Source organism: Paenibacillus cellulosilyticus (assembly GCF_003182255.1).
Taxonomy (GTDB): Bacteria; Bacillota; Bacilli; order Paenibacillales; family Paenibacillaceae; genus Paenibacillus_T; species Paenibacillus_T cellulosilyticus.
Genome location: NZ_QGTQ01000007.1, coordinates 75,136 through 93,675 on the forward strand (window position 1 = coordinate 75,136; position 18,540 = coordinate 93,675).

Here is an 18,540-nt window from a genome sequence, read left to right on the forward strand (position 1 = left end):
TTCTACGAATCTTTGAATTGATCGTGCTGGTAGCATGTTGTGTATTTATTGTTTTCGCCATTATGAATGCTATTCGGATTATCCCGCAGCAAAAAATCGCAGTTGTTGAAAGGTTGGGCAAATACCTTCGCGTGTTGAATCCTGGCTTTCATCTCATCATTCCATTCGTCGACAAGGTGAGACATCTGCACGATTTGCGGATTCAGCAAGCAGACGTCCCTTCTCAGATGGTGATTACGAAAGATAATGTTCAAATTAAGATTGATACGGTTTTCTTCTATTTCGTTCATGATGCCATGGCAGCAACCTACAGCATCCATGATTTTGTCAAAGGGGTACAAAACATTACGGCCGCGAATATTCGTCAAGTCGTAGGCAATATGGAATTGGATGAAACGCTGGCAGGAAGAGAAAAGATCAGTTTATACCTTAGACACTCTTTGGAAACGGCAACTGAAAAGTGGGGAGTAAGCATCGAGCGAGTGGAGATCATCGATATCCATCCCCCACTCGAAATTCATAACGCAATGGAAAAGCAAATGAAGGCAGAGCGGGAGAAACGGGCTAGTATTTTGCAGGCTGAAGGGGAAAGACAAGCTGCGGTATTGCGTGCGGATGGAGAGAAGCAGGCCGAAATTTTACGTGCCGAAGGTGCGAAACAAGCGATGATTCTGCAAGCCGAGGGGCAGAAGGAGTCGAATATTCGAATAGCGGAGGGCAATCAATTATCACAGGAATTGGACGCGAAGGGTAAGGGAGCGGCTATCAAAATTATAGCCGGCGCGGATAAGCTTAAGATTGAGACTATAGCGGAAGCTGAAAAAATGAGGATCGAGAAAATCAAGAGCGCGGATGCAGATCCTCAGTTTCTTGCCTATAAGTCTTTAGAGGCTTTGGGAGAACTATCGAAGGGACAGGCGACAACCCTGTTCGTTCCGACTGAAGCGGTAAACGTATTTTCAAGCATCGGGTCATTGTCCAAAATAGCAAATACGTTAAATAAACAAGTCCCAATAGATGAAACGGACAGCTAAATCTATTAACTGACGTTAAAGCCGAAATCACGGTGAACGAAAATAGGATCTTATTCTAGCAGTAAGTGAAGGATAGTTGAGCAGGTGGATTACATTTGTTCAGCTATCCTTTTTGCTGTTCGAATCGATCAATTTTGATCTTATCATTTATTAATGATCATCCTGTACCGAATCAAGAATGTCTTATTGTTACTCAAATGGAATGCGTTTACGATCACAGTGTATCTAGTTGCGTTCAATCATCCTGGGAATAAGGAGGTTGCCGTTCGTCTATTGCTTCATGTAAGCGCTTCATCAGACATGTAACATGCAGTATGACACAGCATCTCGAGGGAGGTTATATCTCTATGCCTGCTAGTGCACAGAGGACAGCAAAGAACAAGTTAAGCACCAAAGTAATGACCCTATTATTGTCTCTTTCACTTATTGTTCCGGTTATACCACAATCCGTATCAGCTGATGACGGAGGCACGACATCTACTGCTTTGACACAAGTGGGCGAAGTATTGGATTTTGAGAATGGCGAACTAGTAGGTACAGTAACCGGCGCTCCGGCGACTACTGGCTCTGGTTCAATTACGGTAGCGGATTTTGATTCCAAAGTACTTCGCATCCAGCCTCCGGGTATCGATGCCGATTCGAGTGCAGCCAAACAAGCAAGTTATTGGTGGACGCTTCCCCTTGATAGCGGCGAATATGACCTCACCGGCAAAGATAAGGTTGAAGTAACCTTTGACTGGTGGGTTGACATTACCCGCCCTAGTGCAAACTCGCTTGATGTCCGTCTTAACGACGGTACGGATCAAGTCGTAACGCTTCGGACTTCGGGCGGCGGGACGAATGCAAACTCACCGGCGACCATCTCCTATTACGCTGGCAATATGACCGCAGCTAACGTTCCGGCAATCGGAACTGCCACTAACGCACTAACCAATGTGCCGCGCCTGACCAAACTTTCGGCAACCCTAAACGTTGATCTTCTGGCACAGGAGGCATCAATCAGCGTTACCGATGGCGGCTCATTGGCATACAGCACGCCACAGCCAATCGCACTCGGCTCCGATAAGCTGACTAGCCTGAGCATAGGCGCGAGCCGTTCAAGCGGGCAGAACTGGGCACGATTTAACGCGGTTACGGGCGTTGATTGGGATGAAGACACCTATGGTATGCGTGTTGATAATATCGCATTCAAGGCTGCTTCGTCCGACGCAGTTAAACCGATTATTAACCCAAGTGAAATAACGGTAACGCCAACCTCCGCTGATCTGGAATATGGAGCAGGTTCGCTTGCGGACAAACATTCCGCCACGTTCAGCGCGGTTGTTATGCCTATCAATGCAACAGACAGAACGTTTACATGGTCGATCAGTAACGACAGCATTGCGACTATAGCTGTAAACGAAGATAACAGCGTGACGGTAACCGGGGTTGGCGCAGGCGATGCCACGCTTACCGCTGTATCCAATATGGATGGTTCCATTACGGCAAGCGTGCCGATTAATGTCAAATACGTCCCATTGGCCACTGAACCTACGCCGGACTTCTCCGCTCTATTAGCGGAAGGATATACGCAGGAGTTCGGAAGCAATTTTGCCAGTGATGCGGCAACTCCGCTGTGGATATTCGCTGGCGGCACCTACCATACGCTTGCTAGAGAAGACGTTCCTCAAACGAATAATTATTTCAGATTTGACGCGTCGGGTTCAGGCAACCGCGGTGGTAAGGGAGATTTACCGTACGCCGTTTCCGGCAGTAAGGTATATGTTAATTTAGACTGGAAAGTTCCAGCGGTTACTACCACGCAAAATACGTTTAACCTCAGCTTCCAAGATGGAGCCAATGTTCTGCTTAGTTTAAGAACAGGCACATGGAGCGGCGTAAGGACAATAGGCGCGTTTGCGGGGACTTTACCAGGGCCGACAGGCACTGACCCGACTAATTTTTGGAGCACGGACCGATACCATGCGTTTACATATAACGAGGTTAATATCTGGTATACGGTAGGCGTGGAGTTTGACTTTGATACGATGATCGCTACGGTATCCCTTGTTCCGCGGGATAATGCCGAAGCGGTGCCGTCGGTGCTGACGATTCCGTTCGAAGGAAGCCAGATCAGCTCATTCGTTCTGACAGGCGAGCGCGCAGGCGGGAATAACGTCGGCATCGTAGATAATGGCGTTGATAACTTGTACTTCTTTACCAAGCAGCTATCAGACGACACGATAACAGAAGTGCTGCCATATGACTTCTTACCGGAGCGTCCTGCTACGGCGGACAGCAACACATGGCAGAGCTGGTATAAGACCGTTTACATCGGAGATGTGGCTGACGAAGCAGGGCTTAACCTGCCGGAAACCGTTGAGGTTAAGGTGGCGGGCGGCACTACCGAAACGGTAGGCGTAACATGGGAATTAACAGAAGCCCCATGGTCTACATCGAACGTGGACTTGGTCTATGACCCAAATAAGCAAGGCGTATTCTCTTATGTGGGCACGCTTACGAGTGTTCCTGACGTAGCGGTCAACCGAATGGGAGTAAAAGCAAAGCTTTATATTGAGAACCGCATTAAAGAAAAAACCACTTCCGAGCCGTACTCCATGGAGTGGCTGGATAGAGGTGTAGTAGCCGTTCCAGAGAACAGCGGAGACGGCATACTTGTAACCTGGCGTTTGCTCGCTTCGGAATATAACAAAGGCTTAACCTTTAACGTGTACAGAAACGGCGTTAAGGTCAACACGTCACCGGTTGCTACGCTCGATTATATCGACGCGGACGGTAAAGCCGGAGACCAATACGAAGTAGAGACGGTAAGTACCGGCGCAATGAGCAAGGCTGCAACTGCATGGGCTAATAATTACATTGATATTCCATTGCAGAAGCCGGCGGATCGTCCAAACCCGGCGCTTGCTTACGGCGCGACATCCAATGCGGAGCCTATTACCTACAGCGCTAACGACACCTCGGTAGCGGATGTTGATGGTGATGGACAGTATGAAATTCTCGTAAAATGGTATCCGTCTCAGGCTCAGGACCCGGGCCTTGCAAACCGGCACACGGGCGAGACGATATTCGATGCTTATACGCTTGAAGGCAAGCTGCTGTGGAGAATCAACCTGGGCATCAATATCGTGTCCAGTGCGCATCACAGTCCGTTCAACTTCTATGATCTGGATCAGGACGGCAAAGCCGAGTTCACGGTGAAGACAGCTGACGGAACTAGAGGGTATCTTCCTAAAGAAGATGGTACAATCAATGATCTGACAGACGAACCAGCTTGGGTATTGGGAGACGCGAATGCGGTATGGGTAGGCGGCCTTCAGAACCCGGCAAACGACAATCAAGTCAACAATACGGCACTTGGCCGAGTTGCGTCCGGACCGGAAACCATTACGGTATTTAACGGGGAAACAGGCGCACCGATTGATACGCATAAATATTTTGCGCCGTACAGCATAACCGACAACTGGGGCGACACCAACAATAACCGCAGCGACCGGTTCAACGGAGCAGTGGCCTACATGCCGAAGGGTGGCGTGAATGGCGCTGAGCCTTATCCTACGGTTATTGAGGTACGTGGTCACTACGGACCGCATTTTGCAGCTGCCTATCAGTTTATCAACGGTAAAATCGAAGAAATTTGGACATTCAAGCTAGCAGATTGGAACGCAGGCAGCAATCAGGGCAATCACAATGTACAGATTGCCGATGTAGATCATGATGGATATTCCGAGGTTGTACTTGGTGGCGTTACGCTTGACCAAGATGGAACGCTTTTGTGGAGCACCAACGGAACCCGGGGCACAATAGCTGCGGGCCACGGCGACGCACTGCACGTAGGCGCCATGGTGCCTGACAGCGATGAGATCTATGTGTTCCAGCCACATGAATCCAGTCCTCCGAACAACGTAACCTTGGTTCATGGTTCCACAGGTGAGCCTGTGTGGAGTTATTCGGCAAACCTGGGCGATGTCGGGCGTGGTATTGCGGCGAATGTTACACCTTTGCCGGGCTTCGAGGTTTGGGCAGTAGGGACGCCTATGTACAATATTATGAGCGGCAAGGTTATTACATCCGATGTCGGAGACATTGGCGTAGCTAACAAGGCTCCTGTTAACTTCATCCTGTATTGGGACGGAGACCTGCTCAGCGAGTTCTTCGACGGGCCGGATAATCTGACCACAACAGGTGCGCCATCCATCACGAAGTTCAATTATGATGTTGAAACCGGGAACAGTGAGCTTACAACGCTTCAGACGTTGACCGGTACCTATTCCAACAACGGAACAAAGGCGAATCCAAGCTTGATCGCCGATATTTTCGGAGACTGGCGTGATGAGGTTCTTGTTCGCACAAGCGACAATAACTCCTTAAGAATCTACACGACAGATATTCCGACAGACAATGTGATTTACACGCTGATGCACGATCCGGAGTACCGGATGGCGGCTAACTCGCAGAACGCGATGTACAACCAGCCGGAGCATTTGAGCTTCTACCTGGGTGAGGACATCCGCGATGAAGTACAGGCTATGCAGCTTCCGGTGCCAAACCTCTACTATACGGATGCGCCTGCGTCTGCGGCGAATTCTACGCTCTCGGCAGCGACGGCAACGTTCTATGCGAATGCTAAAGCGGATATCGCGGTAACAGTGACATTAAACGGTAACACGCTTACGGGAATCAAGAAGGGCGATACTGCACTCGCCGACACCGACTACAGCCTCGCTGCTGCAACTTCGGACGGCAAGCAAGTCGTTACAATCAAGAAGAGCTACCTGGGAACGCTCTCGAATGGGGATGTCCTGACCTTCGTATTCAGCGCGGGCGAGGCTGCGAATCTGAAGATCACGGTGACGAGAAAGCAGTCGAATAGCTCATCACCGATTGTTGTAACTCCAACGGATCCTGGCTCCACAACGGGAACGGATTCCGGAACAGATTCGGGAACAGGCTCTGGTAGCGAGGGGCAGACACCAGCTTCGGAGAAGCCGGTACTGAACAGTAACATCGGCAGCGCAGAGCGGTTAAAGGCTAACTTGCAGCAATTGCTGCAGGCGAATCCGGCCGTCAGCTTCTCTGACGTACCGAAGACATATTGGGCTGCTAAAGCAATTCAATATGCTTCGCAGCTTGGGATTGTCGAAGGCGATCCTAACGGTGAGTTCAAAGGCTCGAATAATGTAACGCGTGCTCAATTCACTGCGATGATCGTTCGTGCATTAGGTATCGATACGACAGGTGAGGACGGTTCCTTCTCCGACACGAATGGTCACTGGGCGGATGCCTATATCCGCGCCTTGCATCGCGCAGGCATCGTGAACGGTACAGGCAATGGCTCCTTTAATCCGAATCAAGAGATCACTCGCGCCGAAATGGCTGCCATCCTAGCGCGTATGCTGAGCATGAGTGCAGCTAACGGAGGATCGAACTTCTCCGATATTAGCGGGCATTGGGCAGCAGACAGTATCGAGCAGCTTAGCGAAGCAGGCATCGTAAACGGTGTCAGCGACGGCAAGTTCGCACCGAACGCTACCGCTACCCGCAATGAGTCGGTGACGATCATTATGCGGATGCTGAATATTGTGCTTGATTTGGGGTTGGATTTGTAAGGTAGTTGTGATGTAGAGAGGCCTCTCGGCGAATGCCGAGAGGCTTTTTTAATACGCCCAGCATGGGCGCTATCTCTAGGGAGGAAAGCAGCGGTGACTCAGAAGGCCATATTCCATCGGCGGCACAAAGAGAAGAACCATTCACGTAAGGAGTGTATCGAAACATGATCGAGGACGTGTTGTCACGAGCAAATATGCTAACGGCTCTAGCGAGAGTCGAGGCGAATAAAGGAAGCCATGGCGTAGATGGCATGTCGGTAAAATCGTTACGCGGACACCTCGTACAAAACTGGCCAACCATTCGTGAACGTATACGAAACGGAACCTGCGAGCCGAGTCCAGTTCATCGGGTCGAAATGTCGAAGCCGAACGGCGGAACGAGGTCATTAGGGATACCAACCGTGACAGACCGCCTCATTCAACAAGCGATCGCGCAAGTGCTGACGCCTGTGCTTGACCCAACATTCTCCGAGCACAGCTATGGCTTTTGACCACAAAGACGTGGTCACGACGCCGTGAGGAAGGCAAGAAGCTATATGCGAGAGGGACACCGAATCGTAGTCGACATCGATCTTGAGAAATTCTTCGACTGCGTCCGTCATGACCGTCTAATGGCACGACTAGCAGAGCGAATTGAGGATAAAGTGTTGTTGAAGCTTATACGTGCCTATCTGCAAGCAGGTGCGATGGCTGACGGACTTGTTCGAGTAACGGAAGAAGGAACGCCCCAGTGCGGGCCGCTGAGTCCTCTGTTATCTAACATCGTCCTCGACGAACTGGATAAGAACTGGAGAAGCGGAAGCTCTGTTTTGTTCGTTTTGCCGACGACTGCAATATCTACGTGAAAACGTGGAAGGCAGGTCAGCGAGTGATGAGCTCCGTAAGTTCGTTCGCCGAACGGAAGCTGAGGTTAAAGATTAACCAAGCAAAGAGTGCGGTAGATCGACCGTGTAAGCGGAAATTCCTTGGTTTTACGTTCGGTTGGGACAAAGAGAATCCGCGAATCAAGATAGCTGAAACAATCGATGCAACGAGTGAAAGCAAAGATTAGAACGCTGACATCGCGGAGCCGCTCAACCCCAATGGAGATACAGATAAGGGAGCTCAATCAATACCTGATGGGCTGGTGCGGTTACTACATTGGCCGAAACGAGGAGTGCGGTTCAAGAGCTGGATGCATGGACGAAAAGACGACTGCGAATGTGTAAGTGGAAGCAATGGAAGCTGCCGAAGACGAAAACGAGAGAACTGATCTCGTTTGGAGTACTGAAGCATAAAGCGTACGAGTGGGGGAACACGGGGAAGAAGTATTGGCGAATAGCGCTCAGCCCGATTCTTAGCCATACATTGAACAACCAATACTGGAAAACCAATGGGCTACAGAGTTCGACTGATCGATACAAGCTATTGCGGAATAGGCCATGAACCGCCGTATACCGAACGGTACGTACGGTGGTGTGAGAGAACGGGAGCTTGCCGCTCCCTCCTACTCAATTGGATGGGTTATTTTGGGATTGTTCCTAGCTCAATCGTAAAAGTGAACTATATCGTTGGAGTCATTCCTTAATAAAAGCAGAGTACTATGATTCAAGTTCTTGCTACTGTAGATGCATACCTTAGAAAGGAGGGGAAATCACTCCTGTGGATGCTTCGAGCATAGTCCTGTTGGCTTTAAGCGATTGTTGTGATGTATACCCGTTAGAGGAAATACACGAAAACCTAAGGTTAGACGAATTGGGCATCGATTCTTTACGTTTCATGGAATTGATCATCTTACTTGAAGAGAGAGCACAGATAGAGTTTCCGGATGAATTTCTAGAGCTCTCTATGGAGAAGACTGTTCGGTTTCTTATACAAATAATTAAAGATGAGATGAGAAATTTAAACAAATAGATTTATCTTGTATCAAACGGATGAATATGGGGAAGGTGAATGCAGTAGTGAAAGATACTTGGATTGATTTCTTTGGTACAGATTATATTAAATTCTCTGAGAATATTCTTTCGGCAGAACGAACTTTAAATGAAGTGGAAGGCATCGGCAGTTTGTTAAACCTTCCTTTATCGTCAACTATTTTGGATCTAGGGTGCGGACAAGGACGTATCGCTGTCCCGCTTGCCAAACTGGGATATAAGATTTTCGGTTACGATGCTTCAGCAGTGCTGCTGGAGGAGGCACATAAACGTGCCATTGATGCCAAGGTAGATATTAACTATGAGTTAGTTGACATGCGAGTTATGGATCAATTTGAATCGTTTGATGCAATTATTAATATTGGCACTGCATTCGGTTATGTTCCGGAGGAAAGTGATGACTGTGCTATCATAAAAAATATTTATAGAGCCTTGAAACCAGGGGGCATCTTTATCTTGGATACGGAAAATAGGGATAATAAAATTAGAAACTTTATTGAAACTTATGACAGCAGTATGAATGGCACTGTCATAAATACAGAACGAAACTTCGATGCTTCTACTGGACGGTGGGAGGAACGAATGAAATGGCAGGCTGGTGGAGAAGAGAGGACGGCGACATTAAATGTCAGACTGTATGCGGCAACAGAGTTAAAAAGAATGATGACGGAAGCTGGGTTTCAATTGATTGACATGTATGGATCACTTTATAGAGAGCGTCTGGATTTATCGAGCACAAGATTAGTAATTGTGGCAAAAAAGGGGTTCTAAAATGAATTCCGATCAACTCCTATCGCTTATTCCACAACACCCCCCTTTTCGGTTCGTAGATGAGATTATTTATTACAATACTGATGGTAATGGATATCTCACCGCTACCTTTTCGCCTTCAAAGGTAAAGGAATTACATCCCAAGCTAAAACGAGTTCCAATGATTATTTTATATGAAGGAATTGCACAGAGTTCAATTATATTGACGCAATTAATGACGCTTCCATTGGAGGATAATGAATTGCCAGTACTAGGTTATATGGACTTATGCCAATTTGATACTCCCGTGGAATGGGAGGATGAATTCCTATTCGACATAAAGGGAATTAGATTTGTTAGTCGTAAAGCGTTAATGAGGGGAAATATAAGTAAAAAAAACGGCACTATAATTGCATCATTATTCCTATCTGTGGCAACCCTTCAGAAAGGGGGAGGAGAATGACAGAGACTCCAAAACCTTGGGTTATGGTGGACGGTTTTAGTTGCACGAAGAATTATTCTTCTGCAACCTTAATTAAGTTAATAACAGAGAGTGATTACTTTTTACAAGGCCATTTTCCGCAATATAGTATATACCCAGGGCTTTTATTAGTGGAATGTATTCGACAAGGCGCGGAGCGTTTGTTAGTTAACATTACGGGTGATCAAAGCCTTTTTCAATGGAATATGGTTAAAAATAGTACGCGATTTACTAGGCCGGTTCTTCCTGGGGATACTGTCCTGTTCGAGTTGAATGTGGTGTCATTTCCTTCTAATAGCGAATTTAAAATAAATGCGGTTGGTTATGTGAATGAGAAAATTGTCATTCGATCCAACCTAATACTTGCTAGAAAGGAAAATGCCAGTGTATGAAATACTGCTTCAGCTACAGGATCAGGGCAAACTAGCTAGTGTTTTGCACTTGCCTGATAATAATACAAATTGTCCCATTGTTATTTATTGCCCTGGTAAGAATGGAGAGCGATTTGAAGTCCATCGATTAGCGGTCAATTTAGCAAGGAGGCTCAATAAGATAGGGGTCGGGTTTTTAAGATTTGATTACTTCGGGTTAGGGCTGAGTGACGGTGTATTTTACCAAATGACTACTTCTTCCAAGGTATCAAACGTTCTAACCGCACAGCGTTTCGTTCATGAGTGGATGCAAGTAAATAATGAAAGGCTTCTATACTTAGGTTTTAGTGACGGGGCTAGAATCGCAGTAATGGCAGCGAATCGCTCTAATATAAGCAGGCTCCTGCTTTGGAGTCCTTTATTGTACGAGATAGGAGGTAACTTTCCAGGTAACAAAAAACCGAGATTTATTCGGCACCCTATGGACAAGGATGCTTATGTAATGCCTTGGGCGGGGCTATGGGTAGGGATGGATTTTTATCGAGATTTGAATAACATCTCAATAGAACAAGAACTTGATAGGTACCGAGGGAATTCTATGGTTATTTATGGAGATGACGATCCGTTGATTATAGAAGAATTTGAGGTTATGAAAACCAATGAAACACGTTTATTTCGTCCTTCTGAGCGAAACCATCTGGAGATTATAGAAGGGGGAGGACATTTGTTCACATCTCAACAGCTAGAAGAACAGCTATTGAGTAAATCGATTCATTGGATTCAAAGCCAAATGATGACTTGATGGAGGTGAGGGGGATGTGGAAGCAGGTTCGATTCGGAGATGATCGGTCAATTGTCGGTATATTAGAAGAACCTACCGAAACCGTAAAGGATGCACCATTATTTATCACTCTTGCCGGGTTGGGCCAAGCAATGAGTGAAAAAAATTATTTATTCTCCAACTTTAGAAAACGAATGGCATTAGTTGAGGCCCAAGTGATTCAATTCGATTATATGGGGCATGGCGATAGCCTGGGGGAACTTGGAGATGCTTCAATCGATTCAATGTTGAAAGATACTTTAAAGGTACTAGTAAGTGTTATTGAACGTAGAATCAGCAATTCGAACATATATATCGTAGGTAATGGGCTTGGGGCAGCCGTTGCCCTGATGGCCTCCTATCATTGTCAACAAGAATGGGGAGTTCCAAGTATTCCTATATTGATATCCCCTCCATTATCGCTCCCCCATAGTTCAAAAGTGTTTCCTCCAGGAGTACTGGATGAATTGAAGACAAAAGGAAAATTAGATTCGCAAATATTAGTGCCAGGATTTGATTATTACACACTAAGTGATTTTGATTCAAAGCAGGTAAAATATTTATCACGATTGGGCGCCCACTTGTTGTATATACACGGTCAGTCCATATCATACAAGATGATTCAAGAGATTGATCAATTGAACCTGTATAAATTAATAGATAAATGTGAAAACGTGCACGTCGTAGTGGGACAAAAGGATCTTGAACTGCTTTGTTATCTGGAAAATTGCAATAACTGCAGCGTCAGCGTATTGAGAAATGTAACGTATTATCATGAACACCCGTCGGGAATGGATCAGTTAATTACAACTATTGAGTTCATTAGTGGAAATTGGGGGGCAAAGACATGAATGTGCAAGAACAGCATAAACGGGATTATGAAACAGATGGGTACTGTATTATTCCTAACGTCATTAATAGAGAGAGTATAGATAGTATTCTATCTGTTATTAATAAGCATTGGATTCACTTGTTGGTTAACGGAAAAATACAGCAGAGAAAAGATGCACCTATTGAAAGTATATTTCCTCGATTTATCAATTCACATCAATCGAATACAGAGATTAAAAACTTTATTTTAAATAAGGTATTCTTCGAAATAATGCGCGCAATCGTAGGAGAAGATGTACTAATTGTAGCAACCAATTTCTATTTTAAAGCTCCTTCAGTTACAGGACTGCCATGGCACCAGGATAATACAGCTATAGGAGTTTCACCAGGCAGTTCATGTGCTATGTGGATATGCCTGGAAGACTCTGAGCCTGAAAACGGTGGCTTGAAATTTGCAAGCGGAAGTCATAAAAAAGGACTTTTTCCACCACAATCCTCTTTTGATAATGTGAGTGAGGCCTTCTCTGATTATGGACAAGAGGTTGCTCTTCCAGAGGATTGTAAGGTTAAGTATATATCTACCAGACCCGGCGATGCTGTGATCTTTCATGGCGACGTTATTCATGGGTCGACTGATAATAGAACAGATAGCAAGTTTAGGAGATCAATGATTATTCATTATATGAAAGAAAGCAGCGATAGGGTAACGCTAAACTTCAATCATTTGTTGAATGCACAGGGAGAACGCGTGAGAAGAAGACTAAACGCAGTTCCAAAAATATCAGAGAACCAGAAGTCTATATTTTCATTTAAAGAGGCTAATTATTATGAAAAAAACGGATGGAAATAGATATGAAGATCGCTGGGCATTTATCAGCGTGGGGAAAGCAATTTGAAATTGGATTAAGCGAGCTTTCCACCATGGGTTTTGGCCATATTGAAGTTGGAAGTAATTTTATAACTTCATTTGAATCTGCAAAGAACAAATATATTGAAATCATGCAAAAATTCAGATTGGAGATATCAGCTGTTTTTGAGGTGGGGCATTTCAATCAATGGAGAAGAAGGAGAGAGGTGTATTTTCACCACGATCGAATTGGAAGATTGCTCCGTGACTTCGGAATTAAGGAGGTGGTGATAGGGCCGGGCATTCGAATGAACGTAGTAGATAGACGGGTATATTATTCTCAAATGATTACCATGATTAATGAGATAGCAAGCCGTTATCGCCATAATGATGTTGTAATGGGCATCCATCCACACTTTGGATCAAGTATATTTACGGAAAAAGAGATCGATGAAGTGTTTGATTCTATTGCAGAGGACATAAAGTTAGTAGTGGATATTGGTCACTTGTCGGAAGCACAAGTAAGCTTATTGCAGTTTATTGATAAATATAAAAGTCGGATTAGTAATTTTCATATGAAAGATGTCTTAACAAATATTAAAGGCATGCAGGATCACTCTAACGGTGGAAGTGTGCGATGCTTTAATTTTTGTAGAATAGGCAGTGGAGAGTTGGACTATGCAGGCATAATTAATTTATTGGCTTTGAACGATTACGCTGGTTGGGTAACGATTGAAATGGAGAATCATGCTACTAAATTATATCAGACTATGAGTGGCTCCAAGACTTATTTGGAACAGATTATACAAAACCAACATCTTTTGAAAAGGAGCGATACCGTATGACGAGCATGGACATCATTATTGTTGGAGGAGGGGTTATAGGACAAGCGATTGCCTATAGTTTCTCAGAAGATGGCCTCAGAGTGGGTTTAGTCGACGACCAATGTTCTGGAAACGGTAAGGCCTCTACTGCCGCTGGTGGAATGCTAGGGGCGTTCGGGGAAGTATCCTATGATCGTGACACGGAGATGGATGAAGTGGAGTTGGAATATCGAATACATGCAGCAAAGAAATATCCGAATTGGCTTAAGGATATTGAGGAGGCAGCAGATCGATCGATTTTTCATAGCCAAGGAACACTCATCGTAGCAAATCGTGCTGGTGTTAATGATTTAGCTTCAATAAAAAAAATTGCTGTAGCACTTGAAAGGCATAACGAAAAGTACGAGTGGGTGGATCCTGAACAACTTGCTGATTATAAACCAGATAAAGATTATATAGCTTATAAGGCTCTGCTTATAGGGAATGAGGGGGCTGTAGATACAACCGATCTAATGGAGTCTCTTATTCAGGCAAATCGTAATAGGGGAATCGTTTCGATAGTGGGTAAGACAGAATCTTTGATTGTTTCCAGCGGCAAGATAGAGGGAATTATGCTCTCTGATGAGAGAAAGTTATTTGCTCCTCGCGTCATTTTATGCGCTGGTGTGGGTACTCAAAATATAATTGAGCATACAGACAAAATGAGACTTCCAGAAGTTATGGCTATTAAAGGAAGTAGTTTATTAGTTTCCACTACAAAACCAATCCAGTACACGCTTCGTACCCCTAACAGAGAATCATGTGGCCTACATTTAGTGCCTCGTAATAATGGTCAAATCTACATTGGTGCTACTCATCGAAATATCCTCTCAAAATCGTCTGTCCGTCATACTGAAAATATCACGTTAGATGAAATTAACTATTTAATCCAAGGCGCTACACAACAGTTAAGCAGCGAATTAAGGGGTTCGGTAATTTTAAATAGTTATTACGGTTACCGGCCAGCGACGCTGGACCGGTTTCCTATCGTTGGAGAAACAGAAGTAGAGGGGTTGTTGGTGGCTACAGGAACATATCGTAACGGAATATTAATGGCACCGATTATTGCTGAGGTCATTCGGGCTACCATTAATGGCGCAGAACATCCACTAAAATTATTATTTACGCCGTATTCGCGTAACATGCAAATTGAATCGCTAGGTAGGAACTATTGGCTGGATAACGGAATGCAGCATTTGTTGAAGTTTATTAAACATCAAACCAACGTATCTCCAACCTATTCAGAAAATGACGTAAACCTATTCACAACTTCATTGCTAAAAATACTTGCTTCAAATAATGAAAGGTATGTTAATTTTCGGGATGAAATAAACAAGGTGTTAGCAGGAAATGTCGACCTTGCTTCATTAAGAAGGCTATATAATCGAATTGTTTTATTCGAGAAGCGAAATAAAAATTCGTAGGAGGGGGATACCGTGCGAGATAGTAACGAACTTCCTAGTTTATCAGCTCTTTACGACATTAGTAATGAGGATATCAAGCAATATAGAAATGAAGGGCATGTTATGGTTCGTTCATTGGCAACAAAAGAAGAAGTTAATGCATATCGCGTGCCTATTAAATCAGTGATGGATAGATTGAGCAAAGAGGGGCGTCCCAAAAGTGAGCGCTATGTTTATGACAATGCTCTTCTGCAGGGGATGAATCTTTGGAGAAGGCACCCGGATATATGCAAATTTGTCTTCGCAAGAAGATTTGCCAATGTTGCCGCACGCTTGCTAGGAGCGAATAAAGTATACATTAAACACGATTGTGCATTGTTCAAAGAGCCCGGAGCTCCACATACTCCACTTCATCAGGACCAACGAGTATGGCCAATCAGTACCAGTAAAACAATCACCATGTGGATGCCTCTTATTGATCTTTCTGAGAAAATGGGGTCAATGTCATTCTATTCAGGAACTCATCTTTGGGGTGATATTGGTACTATGACTGAGAAAGTGGCTATTAAGACCGTTCGAGCACGAAGCAATGTGGTTAATTATGGTCCCATGAAAGTCGGAGATGCTACTTTTCATGCTGGCTGGTTACTCCATGGAGCACCTGCAAATTTTACAGATACAACAAGAGAAGTAATGACCATTGTTTATATGGCTGATCATGTAGAAGTAATTGATTGCAAAGGTGATTTGATCAGAGAAACACATCTTCGTCGTTATCTCCCTGGACTGAAAGCTGGAGATCTCGCGATTACCGAATTAAATCCATTGGTATGGCCATCTTAAAAGTCGGAGATGATAGCTTGTTACATGACATATATATTCCAGAACTCCCCTCATTGAGTGAGCAATATGTTATATCAAATGAGCAGAAAAAGTATTTTCAAGAACACGGTCATATTCATTTGAAAGGGGTCGCGTCTCGAGAAGAAGTACAGTATTTTAGGCCCTATATTCTGGATACGATGTGGTCACATTATGTTGAATCCGAGGATAGGAGCAGCCCCTACTCTAAAGCATTTATAGAAGTTACCAATTTATGGAGTAAAAGTATGGTCGTTAGAAAATTTGTTTTGGCAAAAAGATTCGCCAGGATTGCAAGTGATTTGTTGGATGCGAATGGAGTACGTTTACGAGCAGACACGGCCATTTTTAAGGAACCGGGGGGAGGACCAACGCCTATGCATCAAGACCAAATGTCATGGTCGCTTGAAACTGATAAAGTAATAGGGATGTGGATGCCATTGATAGATTTAACGGAGGACATAGGGTCCATGACATTCTATTCAGGAACGCATAAATGGGGAGATATTAGCAGGCTTTCTACACAGGAAGTACTTAAAAAAATGAAAAGTGGCGTTAAAGAGGTTAATTACGGGGTGTTGGAACTGGGTGATGTTACCATCCATAATGGTTGGACCATGCACAGTGCTCCGCCAAACCGCTCAAAGAGAATGAGAGAAGTAATCGCTATGAGTTATTTCGCAGATAATACGCGAATATCAGATCCTGGTGACAATCGCTTCGCACAACAAGGTTTAGAGAGATACTTCCCGGGTCTAAAACCTGGTGACATTGCAGCAAGCGAACTTACTCCATTAGTCTACATGGAATCATAATGGATTCTATTCGGGACAGAATCTCGGAAGCGGACGTTTGCTCATATATTAAAAATGGGCACTTCTACTTACCTAAAGTCGCAATGGAGGATGAAATTTTAGAAGTAAGAGCTGAATTATTAAAGATTATAGAAAAGGAAATGCGTATACGCTCTACCCGAAATGACGTCTATGGGAAGGCTTTTTTGCAAATCATGAATGTATGGCGATGTAGTGATCTGGTTAAACGCTTTGTATTTACAAAACGGTTTGCGTATTTGGCAGCAAGGTTACTTGGGACTGAAGAAGTTCGGTTATATTACGATTGTGTCCTATTCAAACAGTCTGGCGGCGGACATACTCCTATTCATATCGATCCTTTCGTAGTTGACGCCAGTAAAGTAATTACCATGTGGATGCCACTTACAGACATACCCAATGAAGTGGGATCACTGCACTTTATGACAGGCTCTCATTTAATGGGGACAATAAATCGATCCATCGAACGGTTAGTTAGCGACGCATATCGCAAGCAGTTACCCCTCGTTACTTATGGTGCTATGAAAGCAGGGGATGTTACTTTTCATAGTGGGTGGACCATACACGGTGCTCCTCCAAATCCGACTGATGGCACACGCGAGGTGCTAGCGATTACTTATTTTAAAAGCCCAGAGAAGATTATAGAGTTCAGTTCAAATTCACATCGGCAGGAGAGTCTATCACGCTATTTTGTAAATTTGACGTGGGGAAACGATGCTATAACCGAGTTCAACCCAATTTTATATAGCGGCCATCATTTATAATGAGAGGTGTCTCGTGCGAATACTATTCATTTCTTCCCCCGCATATGGACATATTGATCCGATACTATCACTTGGACAAGAACTTAATAGTCAAGGCGTAGAAGTATGGGTTGCTACGGATCCTGCACATCAATCGTTAATAGAAAGCATTGGACTACGGTTCCTTTCCTTCCCTTGGTTTACAGGAAGGCTTTTCGAATTCGAGAAGGAGTTAAAGGCATTATATGAAACCGTACAATATCAGCGTGACCAACTGGATCTATTAGTCTGTGAAGCAAGTACCGGGGCAGCTCTTGTAGCTGAAGCAAGCGGCATTCCGTGGGTAAGCTATCAGACTTTCATTTCAAGTAAGGAGCCGTTTTCTAACGAGCAAATGAAACGAGGATATATTCAAAGTATTAATAAATCGCGCAAAGCAATCGGATTACGTTCGTTGTCGGAGCATGATAGTTTAGAAGTCACGTCACCCTTGTTACATTTAGTTATGATTATGCCTGAAATGATTGATGAGGATACTGTTTTTCCGTCAAAAACTTTAATAGCGGGACCTTGCTATCTTGAGACAGTAGACAACCGGCAGATTGCATTCTTAGAAGATATGCCACCAAACGTTCCGATAGTACTAGTATGTACGCCTTCGTTGGATAGCTTAAAGCCGGATTCGCTACGATATGTGGAAGCTAGCCTCCAGGCATTTGCACAAGATGAATGCCTTGTTATTATATCAATCGATCCTTCGATGGCGAAATCAAGCACAGTGTTCAATAATTTGCCCCCGAGTGTGCTAATAGTAACCGATTATCCCATGCATCATAAGCTGATGCAGATTGCAGATGTGATTATTACGCATGGTGGATTAGGGACTATTCAAAGAGCGATTGCTTATGGAGTCCCACAACTTGTCATCCCTCTTGGCTTTGATCATTTTGTAAATGCTGAGCATAGTAAAAGAACGGGAAGGGCCAGCATAATTAGCCTTGAACATGTATCCCCCAATTCATTAAAAAGTAGCGTTGATGCACTCATGCATTCAATTAAAAATAAGAAAGAACGGATTTATGAGTTTGAACGACTAAAGAAGGAGTGTGTGGCTGAAATAATCAGCTTAGTAAATAAGAAAGAAGGCCAATAATAAAGACGAGGCGAACAAATCGCCTCGT

Annotated in this window: 15 protein-coding genes and 1 pseudogene; all 16 read left to right on the plus strand. The window is 44.4% G+C overall.

Annotation, left to right across the window (positions count from 1 at the left end; genetic code table 11):
* Positions 1-26 precede the first annotated feature (26 nt).
* The 16 genes and pseudogenes from DFQ01_RS11745 to DFQ01_RS11820 all read left to right on the plus strand — a co-directional run bounded on the left by DFQ01_RS11745 (position 27) and on the right by DFQ01_RS11820 (position 18,512).
* Positions 27-1,034 (plus strand): SPFH domain-containing protein, encoded by a 1,008-nt coding sequence (locus DFQ01_RS11745; RefSeq protein WP_425452390.1) that lies wholly within the window; start codon positions 27-29, stop codon positions 1,032-1,034.
* Between the two features lie 347 nt (positions 1,035-1,381).
* Positions 1,382-6,643: a rhamnogalacturonan lyase family protein gene (locus DFQ01_RS11750; protein ID WP_174812482.1), complete on the plus strand. Its 5,262-nt coding sequence runs from the start codon at positions 1,382-1,384 to the stop codon at positions 6,641-6,643.
* A gap of 164 nt (positions 6,644-6,807) precedes the next feature.
* Positions 6,808-8,068, plus strand: a pseudogene (gene ltrA / locus DFQ01_RS11755) (group II intron reverse transcriptase/maturase).
* A 216-nt stretch (positions 8,069-8,284) separates the two neighbouring features.
* Positions 8,285-8,536, plus strand: a complete 252-nt coding sequence (locus tag DFQ01_RS32125) for an acyl carrier protein (protein WP_174812483.1) — start codon at positions 8,285-8,287, stop codon at positions 8,534-8,536.
* Between the two features lie 47 nt (positions 8,537-8,583).
* The gene (locus DFQ01_RS11765; protein ID WP_174812484.1) at positions 8,584-9,327 is read left to right on the plus strand and encodes a class I SAM-dependent methyltransferase; all 744 of its coding nucleotides are present in this window, start codon (positions 8,584-8,586) and stop codon (positions 9,325-9,327) included.
* A 1-nt stretch (position 9,328) separates the two neighbouring features.
* Positions 9,329-9,769, plus strand: a complete 441-nt coding sequence (locus DFQ01_RS11770) for a hotdog family protein (RefSeq protein ID WP_110044083.1) — start codon at positions 9,329-9,331, stop codon at positions 9,767-9,769.
* Positions 9,766-10,179 (plus strand): ApeI family dehydratase, encoded by a 414-nt coding sequence (locus DFQ01_RS11775; RefSeq protein WP_110044084.1) that lies wholly within the window; start codon positions 9,766-9,768, stop codon positions 10,177-10,179. The genes DFQ01_RS11770 and DFQ01_RS11775 overlap by 4 nt, the downstream gene beginning before the upstream one ends.
* Positions 10,172-10,960 (plus strand): alpha/beta hydrolase family protein, encoded by a 789-nt coding sequence (locus tag DFQ01_RS11780; RefSeq protein WP_425452386.1) that lies wholly within the window; start codon positions 10,172-10,174, stop codon positions 10,958-10,960. The genes DFQ01_RS11775 and DFQ01_RS11780 overlap by 8 nt, the downstream gene beginning before the upstream one ends.
* Positions 10,961-10,974: 14 nt before the next feature.
* A complete protein-coding gene (locus DFQ01_RS11785; RefSeq protein WP_174812485.1) occupies positions 10,975-11,829 on the plus strand; it encodes an alpha/beta hydrolase family protein in 855 nt (284 codons plus the stop codon).
* Complete coding sequence (locus DFQ01_RS11790; RefSeq protein WP_110044087.1) at positions 11,826-12,659, plus strand: phytanoyl-CoA dioxygenase family protein; 834 nt, start codon at positions 11,826-11,828, stop codon at positions 12,657-12,659. The genes DFQ01_RS11785 and DFQ01_RS11790 overlap by 4 nt, the downstream gene beginning before the upstream one ends.
* Positions 12,650-13,501 carry a sugar phosphate isomerase/epimerase family protein gene (locus tag DFQ01_RS11795; RefSeq protein WP_110044088.1) on the plus strand — a complete coding sequence of 284 codons (852 nt, stop codon included), beginning with the start codon at positions 12,650-12,652 and terminating at the stop codon, positions 13,499-13,501. The genes DFQ01_RS11790 and DFQ01_RS11795 overlap by 10 nt, the downstream gene beginning before the upstream one ends.
* Complete coding sequence (locus DFQ01_RS11800; protein ID WP_110044089.1) at positions 13,498-14,943, plus strand: FAD-dependent oxidoreductase; 1,446 nt, start codon at positions 13,498-13,500, stop codon at positions 14,941-14,943. Before DFQ01_RS11795 ends, DFQ01_RS11800 begins: the two co-directional genes overlap by 4 nt.
* A gap of 12 nt (positions 14,944-14,955) precedes the next feature.
* Entirely contained in the window at positions 14,956-15,765 is an 810-nt protein-coding gene (locus DFQ01_RS11805) for a phytanoyl-CoA dioxygenase family protein (protein WP_110044090.1), read from the plus strand.
* 17 nt (positions 15,766-15,782) lie between these two features.
* Positions 15,783-16,598, plus strand: a complete 816-nt coding sequence (locus DFQ01_RS11810; RefSeq protein ID WP_174812486.1) for a phytanoyl-CoA dioxygenase family protein — start codon at positions 15,783-15,785, stop codon at positions 16,596-16,598.
* Positions 16,598-17,380: a phytanoyl-CoA dioxygenase family protein gene (locus tag DFQ01_RS11815; RefSeq protein ID WP_110044092.1), complete on the plus strand. Its 783-nt coding sequence runs from the start codon at positions 16,598-16,600 to the stop codon at positions 17,378-17,380. Before DFQ01_RS11810 ends, DFQ01_RS11815 begins: the two co-directional genes overlap by 1 nt.
* 13 nt (positions 17,381-17,393) lie before the next feature.
* Complete coding sequence (locus DFQ01_RS11820; RefSeq protein WP_110044093.1) at positions 17,394-18,512, plus strand: glycosyltransferase; 1,119 nt, start codon at positions 17,394-17,396, stop codon at positions 18,510-18,512.
* The last annotated feature ends 28 nt before the right edge of the window (positions 18,513-18,540 follow it).

Excerpts from the sequence above, each read along its gene's own strand:
- DFQ01_RS11790 (WP_110044087.1), top strand. The coding sequence starts at position 11,826 with ATGAATGTGCAAGAACAGCATAAACGGGATTATGAAACAGATGGGTAC.
- DFQ01_RS11775 (WP_110044084.1), top strand. The coding sequence starts at position 9,766 with ATGACAGAGACTCCAAAACCTTGGGTTATGGTGGACGGTTTTAGTTGC.
- DFQ01_RS11815 (WP_110044092.1), top strand. The coding sequence starts at position 16,598 with ATGGATTCTATTCGGGACAGAATCTCGGAAGCGGACGTTTGCTCATAT.
- DFQ01_RS11800 (WP_110044089.1), top strand. The coding sequence starts at position 13,498 with ATGACGAGCATGGACATCATTATTGTTGGAGGAGGGGTTATAGGACAA.
- DFQ01_RS11795 (WP_110044088.1), top strand. The coding sequence starts at position 12,650 with ATGGAAATAGATATGAAGATCGCTGGGCATTTATCAGCGTGGGGAAAG.
- DFQ01_RS11770 (WP_110044083.1), top strand. The coding sequence starts at position 9,329 with ATGAATTCCGATCAACTCCTATCGCTTATTCCACAACACCCCCCTTTT.
- DFQ01_RS11750 (WP_174812482.1), top strand. The coding sequence starts at position 1,382 with ATGCCTGCTAGTGCACAGAGGACAGCAAAGAACAAGTTAAGCACCAAA.
- DFQ01_RS11785 (WP_174812485.1), top strand. The coding sequence starts at position 10,975 with ATGTGGAAGCAGGTTCGATTCGGAGATGATCGGTCAATTGTCGGTATA.